This window comes from Pantoea sp. BRR-3P, from assembly GCF_039621635.1.
GTDB classification, from domain to species: Bacteria; Pseudomonadota; Gammaproteobacteria; order Enterobacterales; family Enterobacteriaceae; genus Pantoea; species Pantoea floridensis.
In genome coordinates this window covers 3,525,676-3,545,644 of sequence record NZ_CP155066.1, presented here as the reverse complement: position 1 = coordinate 3,545,644, position 19,969 = coordinate 3,525,676, and the positions used below count along the sequence as shown (strand labels likewise).

Annotated in this window: 24 protein-coding genes; 11 read left to right on the top strand and 13 right to left on the bottom strand. The window is 54.5% G+C overall.

The annotated features are described in order from the left end of the window. Positions 1–2: 2 nt before the first annotated feature. Genes lptA through AAGR08_RS16450 form a run of 5 tightly spaced genes read right to left on the bottom strand, consistent with a single transcriptional unit; the run spans position 3 to position 3,658 of the window. A complete protein-coding gene (gene lptA / locus AAGR08_RS16470; RefSeq protein ID WP_097095115.1) occupies positions 3–557 on the bottom strand; it encodes a lipopolysaccharide ABC transporter substrate-binding protein LptA in 555 nt (184 codons plus the stop codon). Further along, complete coding sequence (gene lptC / locus AAGR08_RS16465; protein WP_097095114.1) at positions 526–1,104, bottom strand: LPS export ABC transporter periplasmic protein LptC; 579 nt, start codon at positions 1,102–1,104, stop codon at positions 526–528. Before lptC ends, lptA begins: the two co-directional genes overlap by 32 nt. Beyond that, positions 1,101–1,667, bottom strand: coding sequence for a 3-deoxy-manno-octulosonate-8-phosphatase KdsC (kdsC, locus tag AAGR08_RS16460; protein WP_097095113.1), 567 nt, complete (start codon positions 1,665–1,667; stop codon positions 1,101–1,103). Before kdsC ends, lptC begins: the two co-directional genes overlap by 4 nt. A gap of 13 nt (positions 1,668–1,680) precedes the next feature. Continuing rightward, positions 1,681–2,661: an arabinose-5-phosphate isomerase KdsD gene (gene kdsD / locus AAGR08_RS16455; RefSeq protein WP_345827373.1), complete on the bottom strand. Its 981-nt coding sequence runs from the start codon at positions 2,659–2,661 to the stop codon at positions 1,681–1,683. A gap of 13 nt (positions 2,662–2,674) precedes the next feature. Then, a complete protein-coding gene (locus AAGR08_RS16450) occupies positions 2,675–3,658 on the bottom strand; it encodes a calcium/sodium antiporter (protein WP_097095111.1) in 984 nt (327 codons plus the stop codon). 226 nt (positions 3,659–3,884) lie between these two features. Between AAGR08_RS16450 and mlaF the strand changes: the two genes are divergently transcribed. The 7 genes from mlaF to murA all read left to right on the top strand — a co-directional run bounded on the left by mlaF (position 3,885) and on the right by murA (position 8,661). After that, positions 3,885–4,700, top strand: coding sequence for a phospholipid ABC transporter ATP-binding protein MlaF (gene mlaF, locus AAGR08_RS16445; protein ID WP_007886632.1), 816 nt, complete (start codon positions 3,885–3,887; stop codon positions 4,698–4,700). 4 nt (positions 4,701–4,704) lie between these two features. Continuing rightward, a complete protein-coding gene (gene mlaE, locus AAGR08_RS16440; RefSeq protein WP_007886633.1) occupies positions 4,705–5,487 on the top strand; it encodes a lipid asymmetry maintenance ABC transporter permease subunit MlaE in 783 nt (260 codons plus the stop codon). 4 nt (positions 5,488–5,491) lie between these two features. Beyond that, on the top strand, positions 5,492–6,028 hold the full coding sequence (mlaD, locus tag AAGR08_RS16435) for an outer membrane lipid asymmetry maintenance protein MlaD (protein ID WP_097095110.1): 537 nt from the start codon (positions 5,492–5,494) through the stop codon (positions 6,026–6,028). Between the two features lie 17 nt (positions 6,029–6,045). Beyond that, positions 6,046–6,678 (top strand): phospholipid-binding protein MlaC, encoded by a 633-nt coding sequence (gene mlaC, locus AAGR08_RS16430; protein WP_097095109.1) that lies wholly within the window; start codon positions 6,046–6,048, stop codon positions 6,676–6,678. After that, entirely contained in the window at positions 6,678–6,983 is a 306-nt protein-coding gene (gene mlaB / locus AAGR08_RS16425; protein WP_097095108.1) for a lipid asymmetry maintenance protein MlaB, read from the top strand. The genes mlaC and mlaB overlap by 1 nt, the downstream gene beginning before the upstream one ends. A 114-nt stretch (positions 6,984–7,097) precedes the next feature. Then, entirely contained in the window at positions 7,098–7,355 is a 258-nt protein-coding gene (gene ibaG, locus AAGR08_RS16420) for a BolA family iron metabolism protein IbaG (protein WP_008104351.1), read from the top strand. 46 nt (positions 7,356–7,401) lie between these two features. After that, on the top strand, positions 7,402–8,661 hold the full coding sequence (gene murA, locus AAGR08_RS16415) for a UDP-N-acetylglucosamine 1-carboxyvinyltransferase (protein ID WP_097095107.1): 1,260 nt from the start codon (positions 7,402–7,404) through the stop codon (positions 8,659–8,661). A gap of 68 nt (positions 8,662–8,729) precedes the next feature. On the opposite strand, the gene AAGR08_RS16410 is transcribed toward murA, so the two are convergent. Then, complete coding sequence (locus tag AAGR08_RS16410) at positions 8,730–9,011, bottom strand: helix-turn-helix transcriptional regulator (RefSeq protein ID WP_097095106.1); 282 nt, start codon at positions 9,009–9,011, stop codon at positions 8,730–8,732. 230 nt (positions 9,012–9,241) lie between these two features. Then, positions 9,242–10,213 carry an octaprenyl diphosphate synthase gene (gene ispB, locus AAGR08_RS16405; protein ID WP_097095105.1) on the bottom strand — a complete coding sequence of 324 codons (972 nt, stop codon included), beginning with the start codon at positions 10,211–10,213 and terminating at the stop codon, positions 9,242–9,244. 252 nt (positions 10,214–10,465) lie between these two features. Here ispB and rplU point away from each other — a divergent pair, with 252 nt between their 5' ends. The 3 genes from rplU (at position 10,466) to cgtA (ending at position 12,473) form a co-directional block, all read left to right on the top strand. Continuing rightward, complete coding sequence (gene rplU, locus AAGR08_RS16400) at positions 10,466–10,777, top strand: 50S ribosomal protein L21 (RefSeq protein WP_007886644.1); 312 nt, start codon at positions 10,466–10,468, stop codon at positions 10,775–10,777. A 15-nt stretch (positions 10,778–10,792) separates the two neighbouring features. Continuing rightward, entirely contained in the window at positions 10,793–11,050 is a 258-nt protein-coding gene (rpmA, locus tag AAGR08_RS16395) for a 50S ribosomal protein L27 (protein ID WP_007886647.1), read from the top strand. 247 nt (positions 11,051–11,297) lie between these two features. Continuing rightward, entirely contained in the window at positions 11,298–12,473 is a 1,176-nt protein-coding gene (gene cgtA / locus AAGR08_RS16390; protein WP_007886648.1) for an Obg family GTPase CgtA, read from the top strand. 175 nt (positions 12,474–12,648) lie between these two features. Here cgtA and AAGR08_RS16385 read toward each other — a convergent pair whose 3' ends face one another. Genes AAGR08_RS16385 through AAGR08_RS16365 form a run of 5 tightly spaced genes read right to left on the bottom strand, consistent with a single transcriptional unit; the run spans position 12,649 to position 17,502 of the window. Next, positions 12,649–13,065, bottom strand: coding sequence for a hotdog fold thioesterase (locus AAGR08_RS16385; protein WP_345827372.1), 417 nt, complete (start codon positions 13,063–13,065; stop codon positions 12,649–12,651). 3 nt (positions 13,066–13,068) lie between these two features. Further along, positions 13,069–13,824 carry a 2,3-dihydro-2,3-dihydroxybenzoate dehydrogenase gene (gene dhbA, locus AAGR08_RS16380; RefSeq protein ID WP_097095103.1) on the bottom strand — a complete coding sequence of 252 codons (756 nt, stop codon included), beginning with the start codon at positions 13,822–13,824 and terminating at the stop codon, positions 13,069–13,071. Continuing rightward, on the bottom strand, positions 13,821–14,675 hold the full coding sequence (locus AAGR08_RS16375; RefSeq protein ID WP_345827371.1) for an isochorismatase family protein: 855 nt from the start codon (positions 14,673–14,675) through the stop codon (positions 13,821–13,823). Before AAGR08_RS16375 ends, dhbA begins: the two co-directional genes overlap by 4 nt. Before the next feature lie 18 nt (positions 14,676–14,693). Then, positions 14,694–16,310 carry a (2,3-dihydroxybenzoyl)adenylate synthase gene (locus AAGR08_RS16370; RefSeq protein WP_345827370.1) on the bottom strand — a complete coding sequence of 539 codons (1,617 nt, stop codon included), beginning with the start codon at positions 16,308–16,310 and terminating at the stop codon, positions 14,694–14,696. Positions 16,311–16,320: 10 nt separating this feature from the next. Next, on the bottom strand, positions 16,321–17,502 hold the full coding sequence (locus tag AAGR08_RS16365; protein ID WP_345827369.1) for an isochorismate synthase: 1,182 nt from the start codon (positions 17,500–17,502) through the stop codon (positions 16,321–16,323). Positions 17,503–17,678: 176 nt separating this feature from the next. Here AAGR08_RS16365 and fepB point away from each other — a divergent pair, with 176 nt between their 5' ends. Further along, the gene (gene fepB, locus AAGR08_RS16360) at positions 17,679–18,644 is read left to right on the top strand and encodes a Fe2+-enterobactin ABC transporter substrate-binding protein (RefSeq protein ID WP_345827368.1); all 966 of its coding nucleotides are present in this window, start codon (positions 17,679–17,681) and stop codon (positions 18,642–18,644) included. On the opposite strand, the gene entS is transcribed toward fepB, so the two are convergent. Next, positions 18,639–19,889, bottom strand: coding sequence for an enterobactin transporter EntS (gene entS / locus AAGR08_RS16355; protein ID WP_345827367.1), 1,251 nt, complete (start codon positions 19,887–19,889; stop codon positions 18,639–18,641). The genes fepB and entS overlap by 6 nt on opposite strands. Between the last annotated feature and the right edge of the window lie 80 nt (positions 19,890–19,969).

Here is a 19,969-nt window from a genome sequence, read left to right as displayed (position 1 = left end):
AATCAGTTACTCTTTTTAGGGCTCGCGGACGAGCCGTTTTTATCCTGCAGCTGCGACGGTACCAGAACGGTGGTCACACGCTTACTTTCACCCTGGCTAAATGCCTGCATTTTCTGCTCTTTCACCAGGTAAGTGATACGATCGCCTTTAATATTGCTGTCCTGCTGCTGAATAAAGGCATTGCCCGTCAGCTCAACAAAGTCGTTCGCCAATTCGTAGTGCAGTTTACTGGCATGGCCCTGAACCGGCTTGCCGCTGTCCTGCATTTGGTAAAAGGTGGCAGGATTACCATAGGCATCAACGATGGTTTTCTTGCTGTCGCCGCCAGGACGTGTGACCACGACTTTATCGGCGGTAATCTTGATCGAACCCTGGGTAACAATCACGTTGCCGGTAAAGGTCGCGACGTTGCCTTGCAGGTCCAGCGCCTGATTAACGGAGTCAATATTAACGGGCTTGTCTGAGTCGCCGGTCAGCGCCAGGGCGGGCAAACTCGTTGCCAGCAGGGCACTCACCAGCAATAACTTAAGGCTGTTTTGGTTCATTTTGGATTTCATAGGAAGTTTTGACCTTTTCAAGCAGCTCAGCATTTTTCGTCCGTAAATTGCCGCGCATTTTCATGCCAGTGGAATTAAAACTGCGGCCAAAAAGGGTGACTTTATCGTCAGACGTCACGTCCTGGGTGACCAAATTTACCTGAGCGTTATCGGTAAGAATGCGCTCAAGCTGTGAATCCTGGGTCAACGTATTGACGACGACATTGCCGTAAAGGTAAAGCATACGATCTTTAGTCAGCTTTGCCTTGTCAGCACGCGCTGACCACGTCGGCACTTTGTTTTCGTCATAGGTGGTCATCACCGGATTATCGAACCAACTTACCTCATCGGCTGAAAAGTAGGTCACTTTATCTGACACCAGCTTATAACCCAGTGCGCCCGTGGGGTTATACACCACAGTATTGGATTTTTCGCTGGTATACGTTGGCTCTTGATTATTCGTCGCCACCGGCGTTTTGTTGTCATCCTGGTTGGTGAGATTCCAGCCGATCAGCACCAACGCGATCAGGGCCAGAATCAGCGTCATCCAACGCCTGCTCTTACTCATATTGATTGCCCTATGGCATCCTCAAATTTGTTCTGCGCAATCAAAATCAGATCGCACAACTCGCGTACTGCGCCGCGGCCACCGGCAATGCGGGTAACATAATGCGCGCGCGGCAGCAAAATCGGGTGGGCATCCGCCACGGCAACGCTCAAACCCGCCTGCGCCATTACTGGCCAGTCGATCAGATCGTCACCGATGTACGCCACCTGTTCGGCAGATAACGACAGTTTATCCAGGAGTTCACGCCAGGCCAAAAGCTTATCCGATTGTCCCTGGTAAAGATGCGTAATGCCGAGCGTTTTACAGCGATCTTCCAGCAGTTTTGCTTTGCGGCCGGTAATAATAGCCACTTCGACGCCGGAGGTCAGCAGGCAACGCACGCCATAGCCATCGCGTACGTTAAAAGCTTTTAGCTCTTCACCGCTGTTCCCCATATAAATCACGCCATCGGACATCACGCCGTCGACATCACAAATTAGCAGGCGAATCTGCGCGGCACGTGCCATCACCGCTGCGCTCACTGGACCGTAGCAAGTCTCGACCATCGCCGTTTCAGTACTCATGAGTATTTCCTGTTCAGACTACGCCAGCGCGCAGCATGTCATGCATATGTACCACACCGAGCAGGCGATCGTCATCGGCGACCAGCAGGGCGGTAATGTTTTTGTTTTGCATCAGATTAAGTGCGTCAACCGCCAGCATATTTGGACGCACGCGAATGCCGCCGCTGGTCATCACATCCTGGATGCGGGCCGTCTGGAAATTGATGCCCATATCAAACACGCGACGTAAGTCCCCATCGGTGAAGATGCCTTCAATTTTCATCAGATCATCGACGATGACCGTCAAGCCGAGATTCTTACGCGTAATTTCCAGTAATGCATCACGCATTGACGCGTCACGACTGACGTGCGGGATTTCATCGCCGCTGTGCATGATATCGCTGACGTGCAACAGCAGTTTACGCCCCAACGCGCCGCCGGGATGCGACAGCGCAAAATCTTCCTGCGTAAATCCACGCGCTTCCAGCAGAGCGACGGCAAGCGCATCGCCCATGACTAAGGTGGCGGTGGTGCTGGTGGTCGGTGCCAAGCCCAGCGGACAGGCTTCCTGCGGCACTTTCACACACAGGTGCACATCAGCTGCGCGGCTCATCGCGCTTTCCGGGCGGCCCGTGATACAAATCAGCTGGACTTTTTGGCGCTTTAGCACCGGAATCAGCGCAAGGATTTCACCTGACTCGCCGCTATTGGAAATGGCGATGACCACGTCATTGGTGCTTACCATACCGAGATCGCCGTGGCTGGCTTCTCCGGGGTGCACAAAGAATGATGGCGTACCGGTACTGGCAAAGGTCGCGGCCATTTTTTTACCAATGTGTCCCGATTTGCCCATGCCCATCACGACCACTTTGCCGCGACAGGCAAATATCATTGCGCAGGCGCGACTGAAATCGTCATTGATGTATTGATCAAGCTGCTCCAGCCCTTCACGTTCGATGCGCAGCACCGCTTTACCTGCCTGCTGAAAATCGAAATCCGGTTGCTGATGTGACATGGTCAGTCCGTCCTTAATAGCTTGTGATAACCATGGGGCTGAGCCATAGCCACAGAACCCACGCGATAAATCCACCTAATAATAGAGTGCCTGCAATACGGCCAATCCGCCGCTTACGCAGCAGACAGAGCAGGGCGAACAGCACGCTAACGGCCAGCATTACCCAATAATCACGCGCAAAGGCGTGTGTATCTATACTTCCGGGATGAATCAGTGCGGGCAGGCCGAGCACAATCGCCAGGTTAAAAATATTGGCTCCGATAAGATTGCCAATGGCAATATCATCTTCACCTTTTAGTGCGCCTGCTACCACCGTTGCCAGTTCAGGTAAGCTGGTGCCGACGGCAATCAGCGTCAAACCCATCACCAGTTCGCTCACACCGAAGTAGTCGGCAAAAACCGTCGCGTTGTCGATCACCATACGCGTCGACATCGGTAAAATAATCAGCGCGACGGCCAGCCACAGAAAAGCCACGGTATTACCCGCTTCATCGCGCGGCAGCTCGGCCAGCTGTTCGCGGGTTAGGGTGTCATTATTGTCACGTTCGGCACGGCGGGCAATGCGGATCACCACCAGCAGATAACCCAGCGCGATGAGCAGCAACGCCACACCATCAAGCCTGCTCAAATAATTATCAAACAGCATGATGCCGCTGAGCAGTGAGACAAGCAGCAGTAATGGCAGTTCGCGCCGAATGAGATTGGAGTGTACTGTCAGGGGGTGGAGTAGCGCTGCGCCGCCAAGAATTAATAGAATATTCGTAATGTTAGAACCGAGAGCGGTTCCCACGGCTAAATCCATTTGTCCATGCTGTGCTGCTGAGAACGAGACAATTAATTCCGGTAAGGATGTACCAATGCTCACCACCGTCATGCCAATGATTAGCGGTGGGATGCCAAAGGATCGACACAGGATCGCGGCGCTAAACACCAGACGGTCGGCACCGTAAACCAGTAAAATCAATCCGATAAACAGCAAGGCAGAGGCTACGAACATTAAAAATCCTTGATGGATGGGGGGCCGGCAAACCTTGTCCGACAGGTAAAAGCATGCTGCACACGTAAGCAGGCGCTGATTTTGACTGTCTGAGAGGCAAAAGTAAATTTTAAGGCCGTTTTCGCCACACCAAGTGGGTAAGTTTCTGTAAAACTATCGTGCATTAGAGGCTACCAGGCTACCATCGACAGCTTTGATAACGCCCGATCCGCATAAAGAGGTAAAGATGATCCAGCAGCAAACGAATCTGGTTGAGGTTCGTGGCGTCAGTTTCACGCGCGGAGATCGTACGATCTTCGACGATATCTCGTTAACGGTGCCCGCCGGAAAAGTTACCGCAATCATGGGGCCGTCCGGTATTGGTAAAACCACGCTGTTGCGTCTGATTGGCGGGCAGTTACAGCCTGATAAAGGGGAGATTTGGTTCCGCGATCAGAACATCCCGACGCTCTCGCGCACGAAATTATACGAAGCGCGTAAAAAAATGAGCATGCTGTTTCAATCGGGGGCGCTTTTTACCGATCTTAACGTTTATGAAAACGTCGCATGGCCCCTGCGTGAACATACGCGATTACCTCCTGAATTACTGCACAGTACGGTTTTAATGAAGCTGGAAGCCGTTGGCTTACGTGGGGCAGCTAAACTGATGCCAGCCGAGTTGTCTGGTGGCATGGCGCGCCGCGCCGCCCTGGCTCGCGCCATCGCGCTGGAGCCGGAGCTAATCATGTTTGATGAGCCCTTCGTCGGGCAGGACCCCATTACCATGGGTGTGTTAGTGAAATTGATTGATGAGCTTAATCATGCGTTGGGTCTGACCTGCATTGTGGTTTCACACGACGTGCCAGAGGTCTTGAGCATTGCCGATCATGCCTATATTGTTGCCGGACAAAAAATTATTGCTCAGGGTAGTGCGCCGGAGCTGCGGGAAAATCCCGATCCGCGTGTGCGCCAGTTTATTGAGGGTCATGCGGATGGCCCAGTGCCTTTCCGCTTTGCCGCTGGAGATTACCTCAGCGACTTGACTCGCTCAGGGAGAACATAAACTGATGTTGTTACAGGCGCTGGCGTCATTTGGACGTCAGGGAATTAATACCTGTGCCGCTTTTGGCCGTGCAGGCTTAATGTTATTTCATGCGCTGGTGGGTAAACCCGCGTTTCGTCGACACGCGCCGCTGCTGGTTAAGCAGCTGTACAGCGTGGGCGTGTTATCTTTGCTGATCATCGTCGTATCAGGCCTGTTTATTGGCATGGTGTTGGGCCTGCAGGGTTATCTGGTGCTCACCACGTACAATGCAGAAACCAGCCTCGGTATGCTGGTGGCGCTTTCGCTACTGCGCGAGCTGGGGCCGGTGGTGACGGCGTTGCTGTTTGCCGGACGTGCCGGCTCGGCATTGACAGCAGAAATCGGATTGATGAAAGCGACGGAACAGCTCTCCAGTATGGAGATGATGGCCGTCGATCCGCTGCGTCGCGTGGTTTCCCCGCGTTTCTGGGCCGGTTTTATCAGTATGCCGCTGCTGGCGCTGATCTTCACTGCGGTGGGGATTGCTGGTGGTGCGTTGGTTGGCGTGAGCTGGAAAGGTATCGACCCTGGTTTCTTCTGGTCAGCGATGCAGAATGCGGTTGATTTTCGTACGGATGTCGTCAACTGCATGATTAAAAGCGCGGTCTTTGCCGTTACGGTAACCTGGATTGCGTTATTTAATGGCTATGATGCCATTCCGACTTCGGAAGGGATTAGTCGGGCGACGACGCGTACCGTGGTGCATGCTTCACTGGCGGTACTCGGTTTGGATTTTGTGCTGACAGCACTGATGTTTGGGAATTGATGCAATGCAAAGCAAGAAAAACGAAATCTGGGTAGGCGTCTTCATGCTGGCTGCGCTGCTAGCGCTATTATTTCTTGGCCTGCGCGTTGCCGATCTCAAAACAATCGGCTCGGAGCCCACGTGGAAGATGTACGCCACCTTCGATAATATCGGCGGACTAAAAGTCAGTTCACCGGTGAAAATTGGCGGCGTGCTAATAGGCCGCGTGGCCGACATCTCGCTGGATGAGAAAACGCTTTCGCCGCGCATCACCATGGATATCAGCGACAAATATGCGAATAAAATTCCAGATACCAGCTCATTAGCGATTCGCACCCAAGGCCTGCTCGGCGAGCAGTTCCTGGCACTCAATTTAGGCTTTGACGATCCTGAACTGGGCTCGTCAATGCTGAAAGATGGCGGCACCATCCGCGATACCAAGTCGGCACTGGTACTGGAAGATCTTATCGGCCAATTCCTCTATAAGAGTGGCGATAACAAACCTGACGATAAATCCCAGGGTGCCGAGAGCGCACCGGCAGCGCCGGCAACAACGGAATAACCAAGAGGTAAAACATGATGTTTAAACGTTTACTGATGATTGCCATGTTGGCAATCGTACCGCTGGCAGCTACTGCAGCGGACCAAAGCAATCCCTATAAGTTGATGAACGAAGCGGCAGCTAAGACCTTTACGCGCCTGAAGAACGAACAGCCAAAGATTAAGCAAGATCCGAATTATCTGCGTGAAGTGGTTCGCCAGGAACTGATGCCATACGTTCAGGTGAAATATGCCGGTGCGTTAGTACTGGGACGCTACTACCGCGACGCGACACCTGCACAGCGCGAAGCTTACTTCGCTGCTTTTGGTGATTATCTGGCGCAGGCTTATGGCCAGGCGCTGGCGCTGTATAACGGTCAAACTTACCAAATCCAACCAGAGCAGCCGATTGGCGATGCGAATATCGTCGCGATACGCGTCACGATTATCGATCCGAACGGCCGTCCGCCGGTACGCCTTGATTTCCAATGGCGCAAGAATAGCCAAACCGGTAACTGGCAGGCATATGACATGATCGCTGAAGGTATCAGCATGATTACCACTAAACAGAATGAGTGGGGCGATCTGCTGCGTACCAAAGGCATTGATGGCCTGACTGCTCAGCTGAAAACCTATGCAGCACAGCCTATCACCCTGGATAAAAAGCAATAATGAGTGAACCGTTACGCTGGCAGCGCACTGCCAGCACCCTGGCCTTAAGCGGCAAATTAGATCGTGATACGTTGCTGACGTTGTGGCAGGAACGTGACACTGCGGTCGCGGATATCACCACCATTGATGTTGCTGGGCTTGAAAGGGTTGACTCAGCTGGCTTGGCACTGCTGGTGCATCTGCGTGAAATTGTGCGGGCACAGGGCAACGTACCGCTTTTTACCGGGATCTCCGATAAACTCCATTCATTAATTACGCTGTATAACCTGCAGCAGATTATTGTTTCTGCGGAAAAAATCGCCTGATTGCCGGATGTCGATGCTAAGCCCCTGATTTTTTCAGGGGCTTTTGCGTATTTAAGAGTCAGGCGCTTTCCTCTAAGATGTCTGCCTTATTATTATTAAGTGAAGTAACGAGCGATGGAAAATAGTGAAGTTCAGGCCGTGCTGATGCAGGCGCTGGCATTAGAAGAAGTACACGTACTTAGCAACGATGGCAGTCACTTTCAGGTCATCGCGGTGGGCGAAATGTTCGGCGAACTGAGTCGCGTGAAGAAGCAGCAGGCTGTGTACGCGCCGCTGATGGAATATATTGCGGATAACCGCATTCATGCGGTTTCCATCAAAACTTATACCCCCGCCGAGTGGGCGCGCGACCGTAAACTCAACGGTTTTTAAGCATCCCGCCGGTTGTTTTATTGATAGATAATTGAGAGCCGTGTTAATGGACAAATTTCGTGTGCAAGGCCCCACCCGTTTAAGTGGTGAAGTGACCATTTCCGGGGCGAAGAATGCTGCGTTGCCAATTCTGTTTGCTGCTCTGCTGGCGGAAGAGCCGGTAGAGATTCAGAACGTGCCGAAGCTGCGTGATATCGATACCACCATGAAGCTGCTGAATCTGCTGGGAGCGCGCGTTGAGCGTAATGGTTCGGTCCACGTTGATGCTCGCGAAGTTAATGTTTTCAGTGCGCCATACGATTTGGTGAAAACCATGCGTGCCTCTATCTGGGCGCTCGGCCCGCTGGTAGCGCGCTTTGGTCAGGGCCAGGTGTCCCTGCCAGGCGGTTGCGCTATCGGTGCGCGCCCAGTTGATTTGCACATTACTGGTCTTGAACAGCTGGGTGCGGAGATTAAGCTGGAAGAGGGCTACGTTAAAGCTTCTGTTAACGGTCGTCTGAAAGGCGCACATATCGTGATGGATAAAGTGAGCGTAGGCGCAACCGTCACCATTATGAGCGCTGCGACGCTGGCGACCGGCACCACCATCATTGAAAACGCAGCCCGTGAGCCGGAGATTGTCGATACGGCAAACTTCCTCAACACCTTGGGCGCGAAAATTAGCGGTGCGGGCTCCGATAAAATCACCATTGAAGGCGTTGAACGCCTGGGTGGCGGCGTTTATCGTGTGCTTCCCGACCGCATCGAAACCGGCACCTTCCTGGTGGCGGCTGCGATTTCACGCGGTAAGGTGATCTGCCACAATACCAAACCGGATACGCTGGATGCCGTCCTGGCCAAGCTGCGTGATGCCGGTGCCGATATTGAAGTGGGCGAAGATTGGATTAGCCTTGATATGCATGGCAAGCGTCCTAAAGCGGTTAACATCCGCACGGCGCCGCACCCAGGTTTCCCAACCGATATGCAGGCGCAGTTCACGCTGCTCAACCTGGTGGCGGAAGGAACCGGTGTGATTACCGAAACGATCTTCGAAAATCGCTTTATGCATATCCCTGAGCTGATTCGTATGGGTGCGCACGCGGAAATCGAGAGCAATACGGCGATTTGTCACGGCGTTGAAACGCTGTCGGGTGCACAGGTAATGGCCACCGATTTACGAGCCTCGGCCAGTTTAGTGCTGGCGGGTTGTATTGCTGAAGGCACCACTTTCGTTGATCGCATTTATCACATCGATCGTGGTTATGAGCATATCGAAGATAAACTGAAAGCAATGGGTGCCAATATCGAGCGCGTAAGCGGCGAATAATTTTTGCTCATGGCGTTTAAAAAACCAGTCACGATCGCGCGACTGGTTTTTTTTCATCTGCGCCACGGTCAGATCTTTTTACGATCCTTTGGCGATCGGATGCGTTTCTTGCGATCAAGCAGCCGGCAGGTGACAGGATCAAAATAGCGGCTCGGCCAGATCTCTGAGGGATGAACTTTGATCGCGTTGGCAATTAGCCACTCCCCTTTGGGCCAGGGACGCGACAGTGCATTAGCCAGGGTTGATGAGCTTAAACCTGATTCACGTGATAATGCCGCCAGTGACGTGCCTTTCTTGCGCAGTGCAGCGATGATGTCTGCCGGATGCCAATCCTCTTTCCTTGCATACATAACTTTTCTCTCCTTGTCCGTGTTGTGACTTCCTCTCTCTGCTGTCCAATGATTCCCCTCATCGCAGAGTTATCTGGAAAAACCAGCGTTTTATAGCAAATGTTTCCTATAAATTTCCAGTAATTGTTTGTCCGACGCGCAGAAACTGCGTTGCTTTACGCAAAAGCAATGCAAAGGATGTAACAGAGGGGGGAGAAAAGAAGCAGGGCCAGAGCTGGCCCTGTTGAAAATCAGAAGTCGCGCTGCACTGACATGTGCGCCAACGCTTCAAGCGCACTGCGCCACGGGCTTTCTGGTAACACCTGTAGCGCGGCGATAGCTTTATCCGCCTCGTCCTCGGCGCGTTTACGCGTCCATTCCAGCGAACCGGTTTGTTGCATTGCCGCCAGTACAGGCTCCAGCAGGTGACGACCGTTGCCCTCTTCAATGGCTTTACGAATCATCTGAGCCTGCTCAGGCGTGCCGTTGTGCATCGCGTGCAGCAATGGCAGCGTTGGCTTACCTTCGCTGAGATCGTCACCGGTATTTTTACCCAGCGTTTCGCCATCTGCGCTGTAATCCAGCAAATCATCAATTAACTGGAAAGCGGTTCCCAGATAGCGGCCATAATCCTGCAACGCTTTTTCCTGCGCAGGCGTGGCGTCGGCCAAAATGGCAGAGGCCTGCGAAGCCGCTTCAAACAGACGTGCGGTTTTACTGTAAATCACCCGCATGTAGCTCTCTTCTGTGATATCCGGGTCGTTGCAGTTCATGAGCTGCAGCACTTCACCTTCGGCGATCACATTCACCGCTTCTGACATCAGCGCGAGGATCTTTAACGATCCCATGCTGGTCATCATCTGGAATGAGCGCGTATAGATAAAATCACCCACTAACACGCTGGCCGCATTACCAAACGCAGCGTTGGCGGTGGCTTTGCCACGGCGCATATCGGATTCATCCACCACATCATCGTGCAGCAGCGTCGCCGTATGGATAAATTCGATCAGCGCCGCATTGGTGATGTGCAACGATCCTTGATAATTCAGCGCGCGTGCTGAAAGCACGGCGATCATCGGACGGATGCGTTTTCCCCCGCCGCTGATGATGTAATAGCCTAACTGGTTAATCAGTGAGACTTCTGAATTCAGCTGCTCGAGGATGGTCTGGTTGACGGCCGCCATGTCCTGCGCGGTTAATTCATTAATCTGTTCTAAGTTCATTCGTCTTTTCAGCTTTACTCGTTTTTTGCATGGTAAGCGCTTTACACAGCGTGAGTTCAGGTAATCTGTTACTGATTGTACTTGAAAAATCGGGTTGCGAAACGTTTGCATTCGCCTTGCGCTTTTTTTCTGCAAGAGAGTGCAAAGTGCTCTTGTCTTCTGCTGGAGTATTGCGTAGAATTCGCGCCCTATTGTGAATATTTATCGCGCCGCCTGATGAATAGAAAGGCACGCGCAGAAGCGGAGTTTTATATGTACGCGGTTTTCCAAAGTGGTGGTAAACAACACCGAGTAAGCGAAGGTCAGACCGTTCGCCTGGAAAAGCTGGACATCGCAACCGGTGAAACCATTGAGTTTGACCAGGTTCTGATGATCGCAAATGGCGAAGACGTGAAAATCGGCGCGCCACTGGTTTCAGGCGGTGTGATCAAGGCAGAAGTTGTTGCTCACGGTCGTGGCGAGAAAATTAAAATCGTTAAGTTTCGTCGTCGTAAACACTACCGTAAGCAGGCTGGTCACCGTCAGTGGTTCACAGATGTGAAAATCACTGTGATCGGCGCGTAAGAGGAGATCTGACAAATGGCACATAAGAAGGCTGGTGGCTCGACCCGTAACGGTCGCGACTCCAACGCAAAACGTCTGGGTGTTAAGCGTTTCGGTGGTGAATCTGTTCTGGCAGGTAGCATCATCGTTCGTCAGCGTGGCACCAAATTCCACGCAGGTAGCAACGTAGGTTGTGGTCGTGACCACACCCTGTTTGCCACCGCAGACGGCAAAGTTAAATTCGAGATTAAAGGCCCGAACAACCGTAAATATATCAGCATCGTTGCTGAGTAAGGTTGTCGTGCTGCAGACGTCTACCGTCTGAATACACGAATGAAAGGCCCCGCAGCTTTGCGGGGCTTTTTACATTCTGCTGAAGCTTGCTGGATAACAGTTACGCTTTAGCACAGTTGTTGTACAATTTATGTACTCTTGGCTTTGCCAATCTTGTATTATCCGCCGTCGGTCAGCGCAGAAGACCCTGGCGGACCCGTTTGCGGCCTGCAAGCTGCCGTAAACGACAGCGTGACGGAGAAATAAAATGAAGTTTGTAGATGAAGCGACGATCCTTGCGGTCGCGGGTGATGGCGGCAACGGTTGCGTAAGCTTCCGCCGTGAAAAATATATTCCAAGAGGCGGCCCGGATGGCGGCGACGGCGGCGACGGCGGCGACGTGTATCTGTTGGCGGATGAAAACCTCAACACCCTGATCGATTATCGCTTTGAAAAGTCTTTCCGTGCCGAACGTGGCCAGAATGGCCAGAGCCGTGATTGCACCGGTAAGCGTGGTAAAGACATCATCGTCAAAGTGCCCGTTGGTACTCGCGTGATTGACCAGGGTACGGGCGAAACGCTGGGCGACATGACGCGCCATGAGCAGAAGCTGATGGTCGCGAAGGGCGGCTGGCATGGTTTGGGCAATACCCGCTTTAAATCATCGGTTAACCGTTCTCCACGTCAGAAAACGATGGGTACGCCGGGCGAGAAGCGTGACCTGCAGCTGGAGCTGATGCTGCTGGCTGATGTCGGTATGCTGGGTCTGCCAAATGCCGGTAAATCGACCTTTATTCGCTCTGTCTCCGCAGCAAAACCCAAAGTGGCGGATTATCCGTTTACCACTCTGGTACCAAGCCTTGGTGTGGTCCGTATGGACAGCGAAAAGAGCTTTGTCGTGGCAGATATTCCTGGCCTGATTGAAGGGGCAGCGGATGGCGCGGGTCTGGGTATTCGCTTCCTGAAACACCTTGAGCGCTGTCGAGTTCTGTTACACCTCATCGACATTGCACCAATCGACGAATCTGATCCGGTCGAAAACGCCCGTATCATTCTTGGCGAACTGGAAAAATACAGCGATAAGCTGTTCCAGAAACCACGCTGGTTAGTGTTCAACAAAACTGACCTGCTGAGCCGCGAAGAAGCGGAAAGCCGTGCTAAGGCGATTGCAGAAGCGTTGGGTTGGGAAGATAAATACTACCTGATCTCTGCCGCAAGCCGCGATGGCGTAACTGATCTGTGCTGGGATGTGATGAGCTTTATCATCGACAATCCTAAAGAAGCCGAGCTGGAAGAGAAGCAGCCGGAGAAAGTGGCCTTCATGTGGGATGATTATCACCGCGAAGCTATGGAGACCGCGCAGGAAGTTGAAGAAGATGATGATTGGGATGACGACTGGGACGAAGAGGACGACGAAGGCGTCGAAATCATTTACCAGCGTTAATCGCACAAGAGAAAGCGGCCAGATGGCCGCTTTTTTTTTTGCCCTCACCCTAACCCTCTCCCGCAAGCGGGCGAGGGAATCGATAGAGCAAACTTTGAATCATTACTTACATGACGCAGCGTCTCCCTCTCCCAGTGGGAGAGGGCCGGGGTGAGGGCATCGGGCCGCAGAGGACCTAACCCAGCACCGCTACCGTTAAACGCGACGTGCAGCACAGCTGATCGCGAGCATTGCGGATCTCAATCTGCCAGCTCTGATTGCGCGCACCAAGGTGCAGCGGGCGGCAGATCCCGCGCACTTCACCGCTGCTCACCGCGCGATGGTGGCTGGCACTCACCTCAATCCCCACCACGCTTTTACCTTCTTCGATGCTGAGATAACCGGCGATCGATCCCATCGACTCCGCCAGCACCACCGAGGCGCCGCCGTGCAGCAGGCCAAATGGCTGCTGCGTGCGGACATCCACCGGCATGATGGCTTCCAGATAATCTTCACCAATGACGGTAAACACAATACCGACATGTGCCACCAGCGAGTTTTCACCCAGCTTATTCAGCGTCTCAAGATCAATCGATCGTTTCCACATTGCCATCTGTTAGGATCCCAGCGTTGCGCCACCGTCGACCACAATATCCTGCAGTACCACGTGGCTGGCAAGATCCGAAGCGAGGAACATCACGTTTGCCACGATCTCCTGCGGCTTGGCGATCTTACGCAGCGGGATCCCCAGCTTGTACTGATCCGGGAAACCATTGATCATCTCCTGTTCTGCTTCAGGCGTATGCCACAGGCTGCGTTGCATATCGGTATCGGTCGATCCCGGCGAGACGATATTACAGCGCACGCCGAACGGCGCCATCTCTAAACCAACGGTCAGGCACAGGCTGCGTAGCGCCGCCTTGGATGCACCATAAGCGGACATGCCGAGGCGCGGGGCGTGTGCGGCATTGGACGCGATGGTGACAATCGCGCCCGTGCGCTGCTGGCGAAACACCGGCAGGGTTTGCTGGAACATATTGAAAGCACCACCGGCGTTAACCGCCAAACAAGCCTGCCAGTCCTCGAACGACAGTTCATCGGTTGCGCCAATGCGCAAAATTCCGGCACCGTTAACCAACACATCTAAGCGCGGCTGATCCGCCAGTAAACGCTGACAAACCGTTTTCACCTCGGCGGCGTTGGCCACGTCCAATACTTGGGTTGCAAACGGATAGTCGGCCTGATCGAAACGCAGATCGAAGCCGATCACCTGCGCGCCGGCCTGATGGAAGCTGAGCGCCGTATGATAACCAATCCCTTTTCCCGCGCCGGTGACCCAGACGATTTTTCCACTGAAATCAAAAGTATTCATTTGGCTGGCACCCGTGATAACAGTGCCCACCAGCCATCAATGGTCGGATTTTTTGCCAGGCTGACAAAATCAATATCGCTATGCACCTGACGCCAGCGCGCCGCCAGCGACATCACGCGCACCGAATCCAGACCGTAATCGATCAGGCTCTCGTCATCTGCTGGCACATCGTCATCTTCCAGCAGCGGCAAAATCAGCGCCCGCAGATCATCTTTACTCAGCGGTAGCGGCATCAGATCGGCGGTCATCACCACTTTCCCGCTGCGACCAGCGGTGTAAGTCAGCGCCATCATGTGCTCTTCACGTGTGAAATCAGCCAGCGCATCGGCCACCATAAACGGCTGGATGTTGCGCATAAAGGCGTCTGTCGCGGTTGTCAGGCAGCCAATATGTGCGTAAACGCCGGTGATGATCAGTTGATCGCGGCCCATTTCCTGCAAGGTTGATTCGAGCGGTGAGCGCACAAACGCGCTATAGCGCCATTTGGTCAAAACCTGATCGTCCTGATCCGGCGCCAGTGCAGCAACGATCTTCTGCTGATCCGGATGCTTGTTCAGGCCCGGTCCCCACATGTCGTTAAGCAGCGCGCGATCGGCGTCGCTCTGCGCATTCGGCTGCGCGGTATAGAACACCGGAATGCCCTGCGCCTTGCAGTAGGCGCGCAGGCGCGCGATGTTTTCCACCACCTGATTCACCAGCGGGCTGTCTTCACCCCAGAAATTGAGGAAATACGCCTGCATATCATGAATCAGCAGCGCGGCACGCTGCGGTTCCACGGCCCATTTCACCTTGTTAGTTGGCAGCTCAGTTGCCGCTGGTAATGCGTAAGAATTCAGTTTTGGAATAGCCATTACAATCTCCGGAACAGGTCAGGCTTGCGCTTGTTGATCGGCAAGCTGTTGGCGTAAACGTTTTTTATCTACCTTGCCAACAGGCGTTAGCGGCAGGGCATCTACGCAGGTAATACGGTCAGGTAATTTGAACTCGGCCACGCCCAGCTCACGCAGATGACGGCGCAGCGCCACCGCTTTAATCGGCTGGCTGGCGACGATAAAGGCGCAACTCTTTTCACCCATCAATTCATCGTTCATCGACACCAGCGCGGCGTGGATCACGTCTGGATGGCGCTGCAGCAGATTTTCGATCTCCTCCGCTGCGATCTTCTCGCCACCGCGGTTAATCTGATCTTTTTCACGTCCTTGTACAGTGATGTAACCCTGCGCGTTAATCTCAATCAGATCGCCAGAGCAGTAAAACCCATGGGTGTCGAAGCTGGCGGCGTTATGCTCTGGGCTCTTGTAGTAGCCGCGAAAGGTGTAAGGACCGCGCGTCATCAGGCGACCAATGGTGCCAGTTGGCAGCGCATTGCCGTGCTCATCTGCAACCCACACTTCGTCGTCCTCAGAGATTGGGCGGCCTTGCGTGGTGAGAATGGTGTTCTCATCGTCGCCAAAGCGGGTGTAGTTCACCAAACCTTCGGCCATACCGAACACCTGCTGCAGCTGACAGCCCATTTCGTTCTGAATGCGTGCGGCCAGGGTTTCACCCAATTTGGCGCCGCCCACCTGAATGCGCTGCAGCGAGGCCAGCTGCTTGTTGCTGCCCCATTCCTGAATCGCCTGTAGCCACAAACTCACCGCCGGTGGCACCAAACCAGTATCCGTAACCTGATGCTTTTCAATCAGCGGGAAACACAGCGTCGCGCTGGGATCGGCGGCCAATATCACCTGTCCACCCGCGTAAAATACGCCGAGTGAACCGGGTGAACTCATGGCGAAGTTATGCGGGGCGGGCAGGGCGATGAGATAGCGCGTATCGGCGGTTACCTCACAGATCTCATCACTGGCGCGAATGCTGTAGTAGTAATCGTTGTGGGTGCGCGGAATCAGCTTTGGCGTGCCGGTGCTGCCGCCTGAGAGTTGGAAAAATGCCACTTCATCGGCGGCAGTTGGCGTGGCGACGAAATCACCCGCCGCTTCCGCCATCAGCGCTTCCAGCGTGTTTTCCGGCTGATTGTCATTGCGTAAAATCACCTGCTGCAGCGAAGGCTGCGCGTCGCACAGTGCGCTGATAAAGGTGTCGTCAGCAAACAGCGCATGGGTGCGATCGGCAATCAGCAGCTTGGGCTCAATCTGCGCCGCATAGGCGCTCAGTTCGGTGCGCTGATGACTGAACAGCGCGAAGACTGATGCTACGCCGAGCTTGAACAGCGCAAACACCGTGACATAAAAATCGGCCACGTTGCCGAGTTGCACCAGCGCAGTATCACCGTTTTGCAGGCCACGACGCTGTAGCGCGGCGGCCAGGTTGCTGCTCAGTACATCCAATTCGCGATAGCTAATTTGACGATCGCCATCAATCACCGCGATGGCATCGTTATGCTGATGACGCGCCAAAATATCGGTCATCGGTACATCCAGCCAGTAGCCTTTTTCGCGGTAGCGCGCGGCCAGATCGTCCGGCCAGCGAGTATAGGGAATGCTCATGCTCTTTCCTTTATTGCAGTCCAAAGGCGCGCAACATTGTATCCAGCTTCACGCCGGTTTCGCGCCATTCTGATTCAGGTTGGGAGTCGGCGACGATGCCCGCGCCGGCAAACAGCCGCACACGCGTGCCGTGCACGGTGCCGCAGCGGATAGTCACTACCCATTCGCCATTGCCTTCGCTATCGCACCAGCCGACGATGCCGCCAAACAGCTGGCGATCAAAAGGTTCCAGCTGCTGGATGAGCTGCTGCGCGCGCTGATGCGGGAAGCCGCTCAGCGCCGGCGTTGGATGCAGCAGGCAGGCCAGCGACAGGGCATTTTCCTGCTCATTCTGGACTTCGCCGTCAATTTGCGTCGCCAGATGCCACAGCGTAGCGGTGGTGATCAGCGAAGGCGTGCTCGGTACTGACAGCAAACGGCTGCGCGGCTGCAGCGTATCGCGCATCGCGTCGGTCACCAGTTTGTGTTCATGGCGATCTTTGCTGGAATTCATCAGCGTGTTACCTGCCGCGCGATCCTGCTGCGCATCGCCATGATTGCGCCGTGCAGATCCGGCGAGCGGACAAGAACTGAAATCGCGACCTTGTTTACGCAGCATCAGTTCCGGGCTGGCACCGATCAGCGCACCGCCTTGCGGCAGCGGCAGATGGAAATGGTAGCTATTCGGATTCTGCGCAATCACGCGCTGCATCAACGTTGCCGTATCCACCGGCTGCTCCGTGACGATATCCATCAGGCGCGACAGCACCACTTTATCCAGCTCGCCGCGCTGCGTGGCTGCTACCGCATCTGCCACCATATTGAGGAAGACATCGTGGTCTGGTACCGGCGTGCGACGGCGCACCTCTGGCAGATCGCTGATGCCTTGCGGCAGTGCGTTTTGCAGGTCGTCGCGATTGAAGGTCTGATGGGCTTCGGGAATAAACAACGCCGCAGGCTGGCTGACATCGAATGGGATCGCCCCGACCAGAATCGGATTGGCGATGCCCTGTTTTTTTGCGGCAGCAAAGTGCTGACGCAGCTGTTGTTGGAAATCACCCTGCAGCGACGCGGCATCATGTACCGGCGCGCTAATGGTGGTATAGCATCCTTGCGTTGCCAAACTGCGCCACGGCGAGGTAAAGAGAAAACCACGGCAAAGCGCGGAATAATCCTTCAGCCAGGCATTTTCAAACGTGGTCGTTTCCACCATAATTTTCACCTATAAATGATAAGATTATTAAGAATGATTATCATTTTTATTATGGGCCTGTAACCTACGTCGATTGGGCAAAAGTGTCAATCCATTCGCGGGATTTCAGCGACCTTTTGACGTAATCAGGCGCTGACGCTGAACAGGGCAATATGCTAAAAAGTGGGCTAAAACTTATGAATAAATGCGGTTTTTGGGCTATTGCAGCCCTAATGAGTGTTTTCCAGATTTTCACCAGCGTCGCGCATGCCGAACAAGGTTGGCCGCGCACCCTTCAAGGGGCTAACGGATCGCTCACCTTAAACAAAGCGCCACAGCGTATTGTTTCCACCAGCGTCACGCTGACCGGTTCGCTGCTGGCGATTGATGCGCCGGTCATCGCCTCGGGTGCGACTGCACCCAATAGCCGTCTGGCCGACGAGCAGGGTTTCTTCCGCCAATGGAGCGAGGTCGCCAAACAGCACCAACTCAAACGTCTGTACATTGGTGAACCGAGTGCCGAAGCGGTAGCAGCCGAAGCGCCGGACCTGATCATCGTCAGCGCCACCGGCAATGACTCCGCCATCAAACTCGTCGATCAGTTCTCTGCCATCGCACCGACGTTAGTGGTCAACTACGACGATAAAAGCTGGCAGGATGTGGTCACACTATTAGGCCAGGCCACCGGCCACGAAGTTCAGGCGGCACAGCGTGTTAACGCCTTCAACGATCGCGAAGCCGCGCTGAAGAAAGCCATCACGCTGCCGCCGCAGCCGGTTTCCGCCATGGTGTGGAACGGCGGTGGGCGCGCGGTCAACCTGTGGACCGCCGCCTCGGCGCAGGGCAAGCTGCTGGAACAACTCGGTTTCACCCTGGCGGTACCGCCGGCCAGCGTGGAGCAGAGCCACAGCATGGGACAGCGTAAAGACATCATTCAGCTGTCAGGCGAAAACCTCGCCAGCGGCCTGACGGGTAAAACCTTCCTGCTGTTTGCCGCCGACGACAAAACCACGCAGTCGGTGCTGAGCAATCCGTTCCTGGCGCAGAATGCTGCGGTGCAAAACAAGCAGGTGTACGAATTGGGTGTCGATTCGTTCCGTCTCGATTACTACAGCGCCAGCAATCTGCTCGCGCGTCTGGAAAAACTGTTCGTTAAATCATGATACCTGTTCCGCCAGCTCTGGCGCTGGCGGGTGGTAACGACGTAAACGCCCCATCACTAACCACATCACCATGCCCAGCAGCGCCGCGGCGAAGCCAAACACCGCAGCGGCCTGCGGTGGCAGCAGCCAGGAACCCATCGCGCCAATCACCGCTGCACCAATCGCATCGCCAGTGACGTTCTGCGCGGTCCACAACCCATTGATGCGACCAAGCAAATGATCGGGCGTGAGCGCTTGAATCATCGCGTATTGCACCAAGCTATTGATGGCGCTGAAGTAACCGAAGGCGATCAGGCAAGCTAACGCCAGCGGCAGGTTCGGCATCAGGCTAAACAAACCAAGGGCGATAAACGCCGCAATCGCGCTGCCGAGTATTAACTGCCCTGGACGCGCGGCGTGTTTCAGTTTGCCGCTGGTCAACGCGCCCACCGCCGCACCGAGCGGCACCGCGGCGTAAAGCAAACCCAGCTGGTCAGCACTCACTGACCAATGCGGCGCGAGTGCGGGATAGAGCACGCGTACCGCGCTGGCTAAGGTTACCAGTGCACCAATCAGCGCCACCATGCCGACAATCGGGCTGGCAAAAAGAAACTGCACGCCAGCGGCCAGGGATTTCAGCGGATGTTCACGCGGCTGCGGCGGAGGCGGCAAGTGCGGTAATTTTAACAGCGTCAACACCGTGAGCAGCGTGCCGAACGCGGCGAGACCATAGTTCCAGGTTACGCCGCCGTGGGCAATCACCAAACCGGCAATCGCAGGTGACAAAATCGAGCCGAAGCGCACCGTTAACATGGTGATGGCTCCGGCCTGCATAATATTTTCACGCCCCACCAGCGCGGGCGTGGCGGCCAATAGCGCGGTGACGCCAATCGCCCCGAAGAAGCCATCCCAGAAGCCCAGCAGATAAACGGCGATTAACGAGGGTTCCGGCAGCACGGCGTTGATCGCCAGCGCGATAAAGCCTAAGCCGCAGGTGGATCGGGCCAGCAGAATCAGCTTTTTGCGCTCATGGCGATCTGCCAATACGCCGCCGGTCAGCAGACCAATAAACATGCCCGCAGCGGCCAGTGTCACCGCCAATCCTACCAGCAGCGGTGAATTTGTCATGTGCTGGATCTGGACCGGCACCGCGACGGCAAGCATGCCGAGCGCGACAATCGAGATAAAGCGCGCAATAAATACCGCGCGAAAAGCCGGATGGGTTTTCAGCAGTGAAAGATCGATAAAGTGGGAAGATTTGTTCATAGGTTCGCCTTTTTGCACCAATTTTCCTCATCGTCCGCGAGGCGAGTCATGGTAACATAGCTAAACGCGAGTAATAACGA

What these genes read in the sequence shown, in the direction of transcription:
- AAGR08_RS16370 (WP_345827370.1), bottom strand. Translation starts at nt 16,310, where the DNA reads ATGAGCATTCCCTATACTCGCTGGCCGGACGATCTGGCCGCGCGCTAC.
- AAGR08_RS16410 (WP_097095106.1), bottom strand. Translation starts at nt 9,011, where the DNA reads ATGTATGCAAGGAAAGAGGATTGGCATCCGGCAGACATCATCGCTGCA.
- AAGR08_RS16385 (WP_345827372.1), bottom strand. Translation starts at nt 13,065, where the DNA reads ATGGCAATGTGGAAACGATCGATTGATCTTGAGACGCTGAATAAGCTG.
- AAGR08_RS16450 (WP_097095111.1), bottom strand. Translation starts at nt 3,658, where the DNA reads ATGTTCGTAGCCTCTGCCTTGCTGTTTATCGGATTGATTTTACTGGTT.
- entS (WP_345827367.1), bottom strand. Translation starts at nt 19,889, where the DNA reads ATGAACAAATCTTCCCACTTTATCGATCTTTCACTGCTGAAAACCCAT.
- ispB (WP_097095105.1), bottom strand. Translation starts at nt 10,213, where the DNA reads ATGAACTTAGAACAGATTAATGAATTAACCGCGCAGGACATGGCGGCC.
- ibaG (WP_008104351.1), top strand. Translation starts at nt 7,098, where the DNA reads ATGGAAAATAGTGAAGTTCAGGCCGTGCTGATGCAGGCGCTGGCATTA.
- dhbA (WP_097095103.1), bottom strand. Translation starts at nt 13,824, where the DNA reads ATGAATACTTTTGATTTCAGTGGAAAAATCGTCTGGGTCACCGGCGCG.
- lptA (WP_097095115.1), bottom strand. Translation starts at nt 557, where the DNA reads ATGAAATCCAAAATGAACCAAAACAGCCTTAAGTTATTGCTGGTGAGT.
- kdsD (WP_345827373.1), bottom strand. Translation starts at nt 2,661, where the DNA reads ATGTCACATCAGCAACCGGATTTCGATTTTCAGCAGGCAGGTAAAGCG.
- mlaE (WP_007886633.1), top strand. Translation starts at nt 4,705, where the DNA reads ATGTTGTTACAGGCGCTGGCGTCATTTGGACGTCAGGGAATTAATACC.
- fepB (WP_345827368.1), top strand. Translation starts at nt 17,679, where the DNA reads ATGAATAAATGCGGTTTTTGGGCTATTGCAGCCCTAATGAGTGTTTTC.
- AAGR08_RS16365 (WP_345827369.1), bottom strand. Translation starts at nt 17,502, where the DNA reads ATGGTGGAAACGACCACGTTTGAAAATGCCTGGCTGAAGGATTATTCC.
- kdsC (WP_097095113.1), bottom strand. Translation starts at nt 1,667, where the DNA reads ATGAGTACTGAAACGGCGATGGTCGAGACTTGCTACGGTCCAGTGAGC.
- cgtA (WP_007886648.1), top strand. Translation starts at nt 11,298, where the DNA reads ATGAAGTTTGTAGATGAAGCGACGATCCTTGCGGTCGCGGGTGATGGC.
- mlaC (WP_097095109.1), top strand. Translation starts at nt 6,046, where the DNA reads ATGTTTAAACGTTTACTGATGATTGCCATGTTGGCAATCGTACCGCTG.
- mlaD (WP_097095110.1), top strand. Translation starts at nt 5,492, where the DNA reads ATGCAAAGCAAGAAAAACGAAATCTGGGTAGGCGTCTTCATGCTGGCT.
- lptC (WP_097095114.1), bottom strand. Translation starts at nt 1,104, where the DNA reads ATGAGTAAGAGCAGGCGTTGGATGACGCTGATTCTGGCCCTGATCGCG.
- mlaB (WP_097095108.1), top strand. Translation starts at nt 6,678, where the DNA reads ATGAGTGAACCGTTACGCTGGCAGCGCACTGCCAGCACCCTGGCCTTA.
- mlaF (WP_007886632.1), top strand. Translation starts at nt 3,885, where the DNA reads ATGATCCAGCAGCAAACGAATCTGGTTGAGGTTCGTGGCGTCAGTTTC.
- rpmA (WP_007886647.1), top strand. Translation starts at nt 10,793, where the DNA reads ATGGCACATAAGAAGGCTGGTGGCTCGACCCGTAACGGTCGCGACTCC.
- murA (WP_097095107.1), top strand. Translation starts at nt 7,402, where the DNA reads ATGGACAAATTTCGTGTGCAAGGCCCCACCCGTTTAAGTGGTGAAGTG.
- rplU (WP_007886644.1), top strand. Translation starts at nt 10,466, where the DNA reads ATGTACGCGGTTTTCCAAAGTGGTGGTAAACAACACCGAGTAAGCGAA.
- AAGR08_RS16375 (WP_345827371.1), bottom strand. Translation starts at nt 14,675, where the DNA reads ATGGCTATTCCAAAACTGAATTCTTACGCATTACCAGCGGCAACTGAG.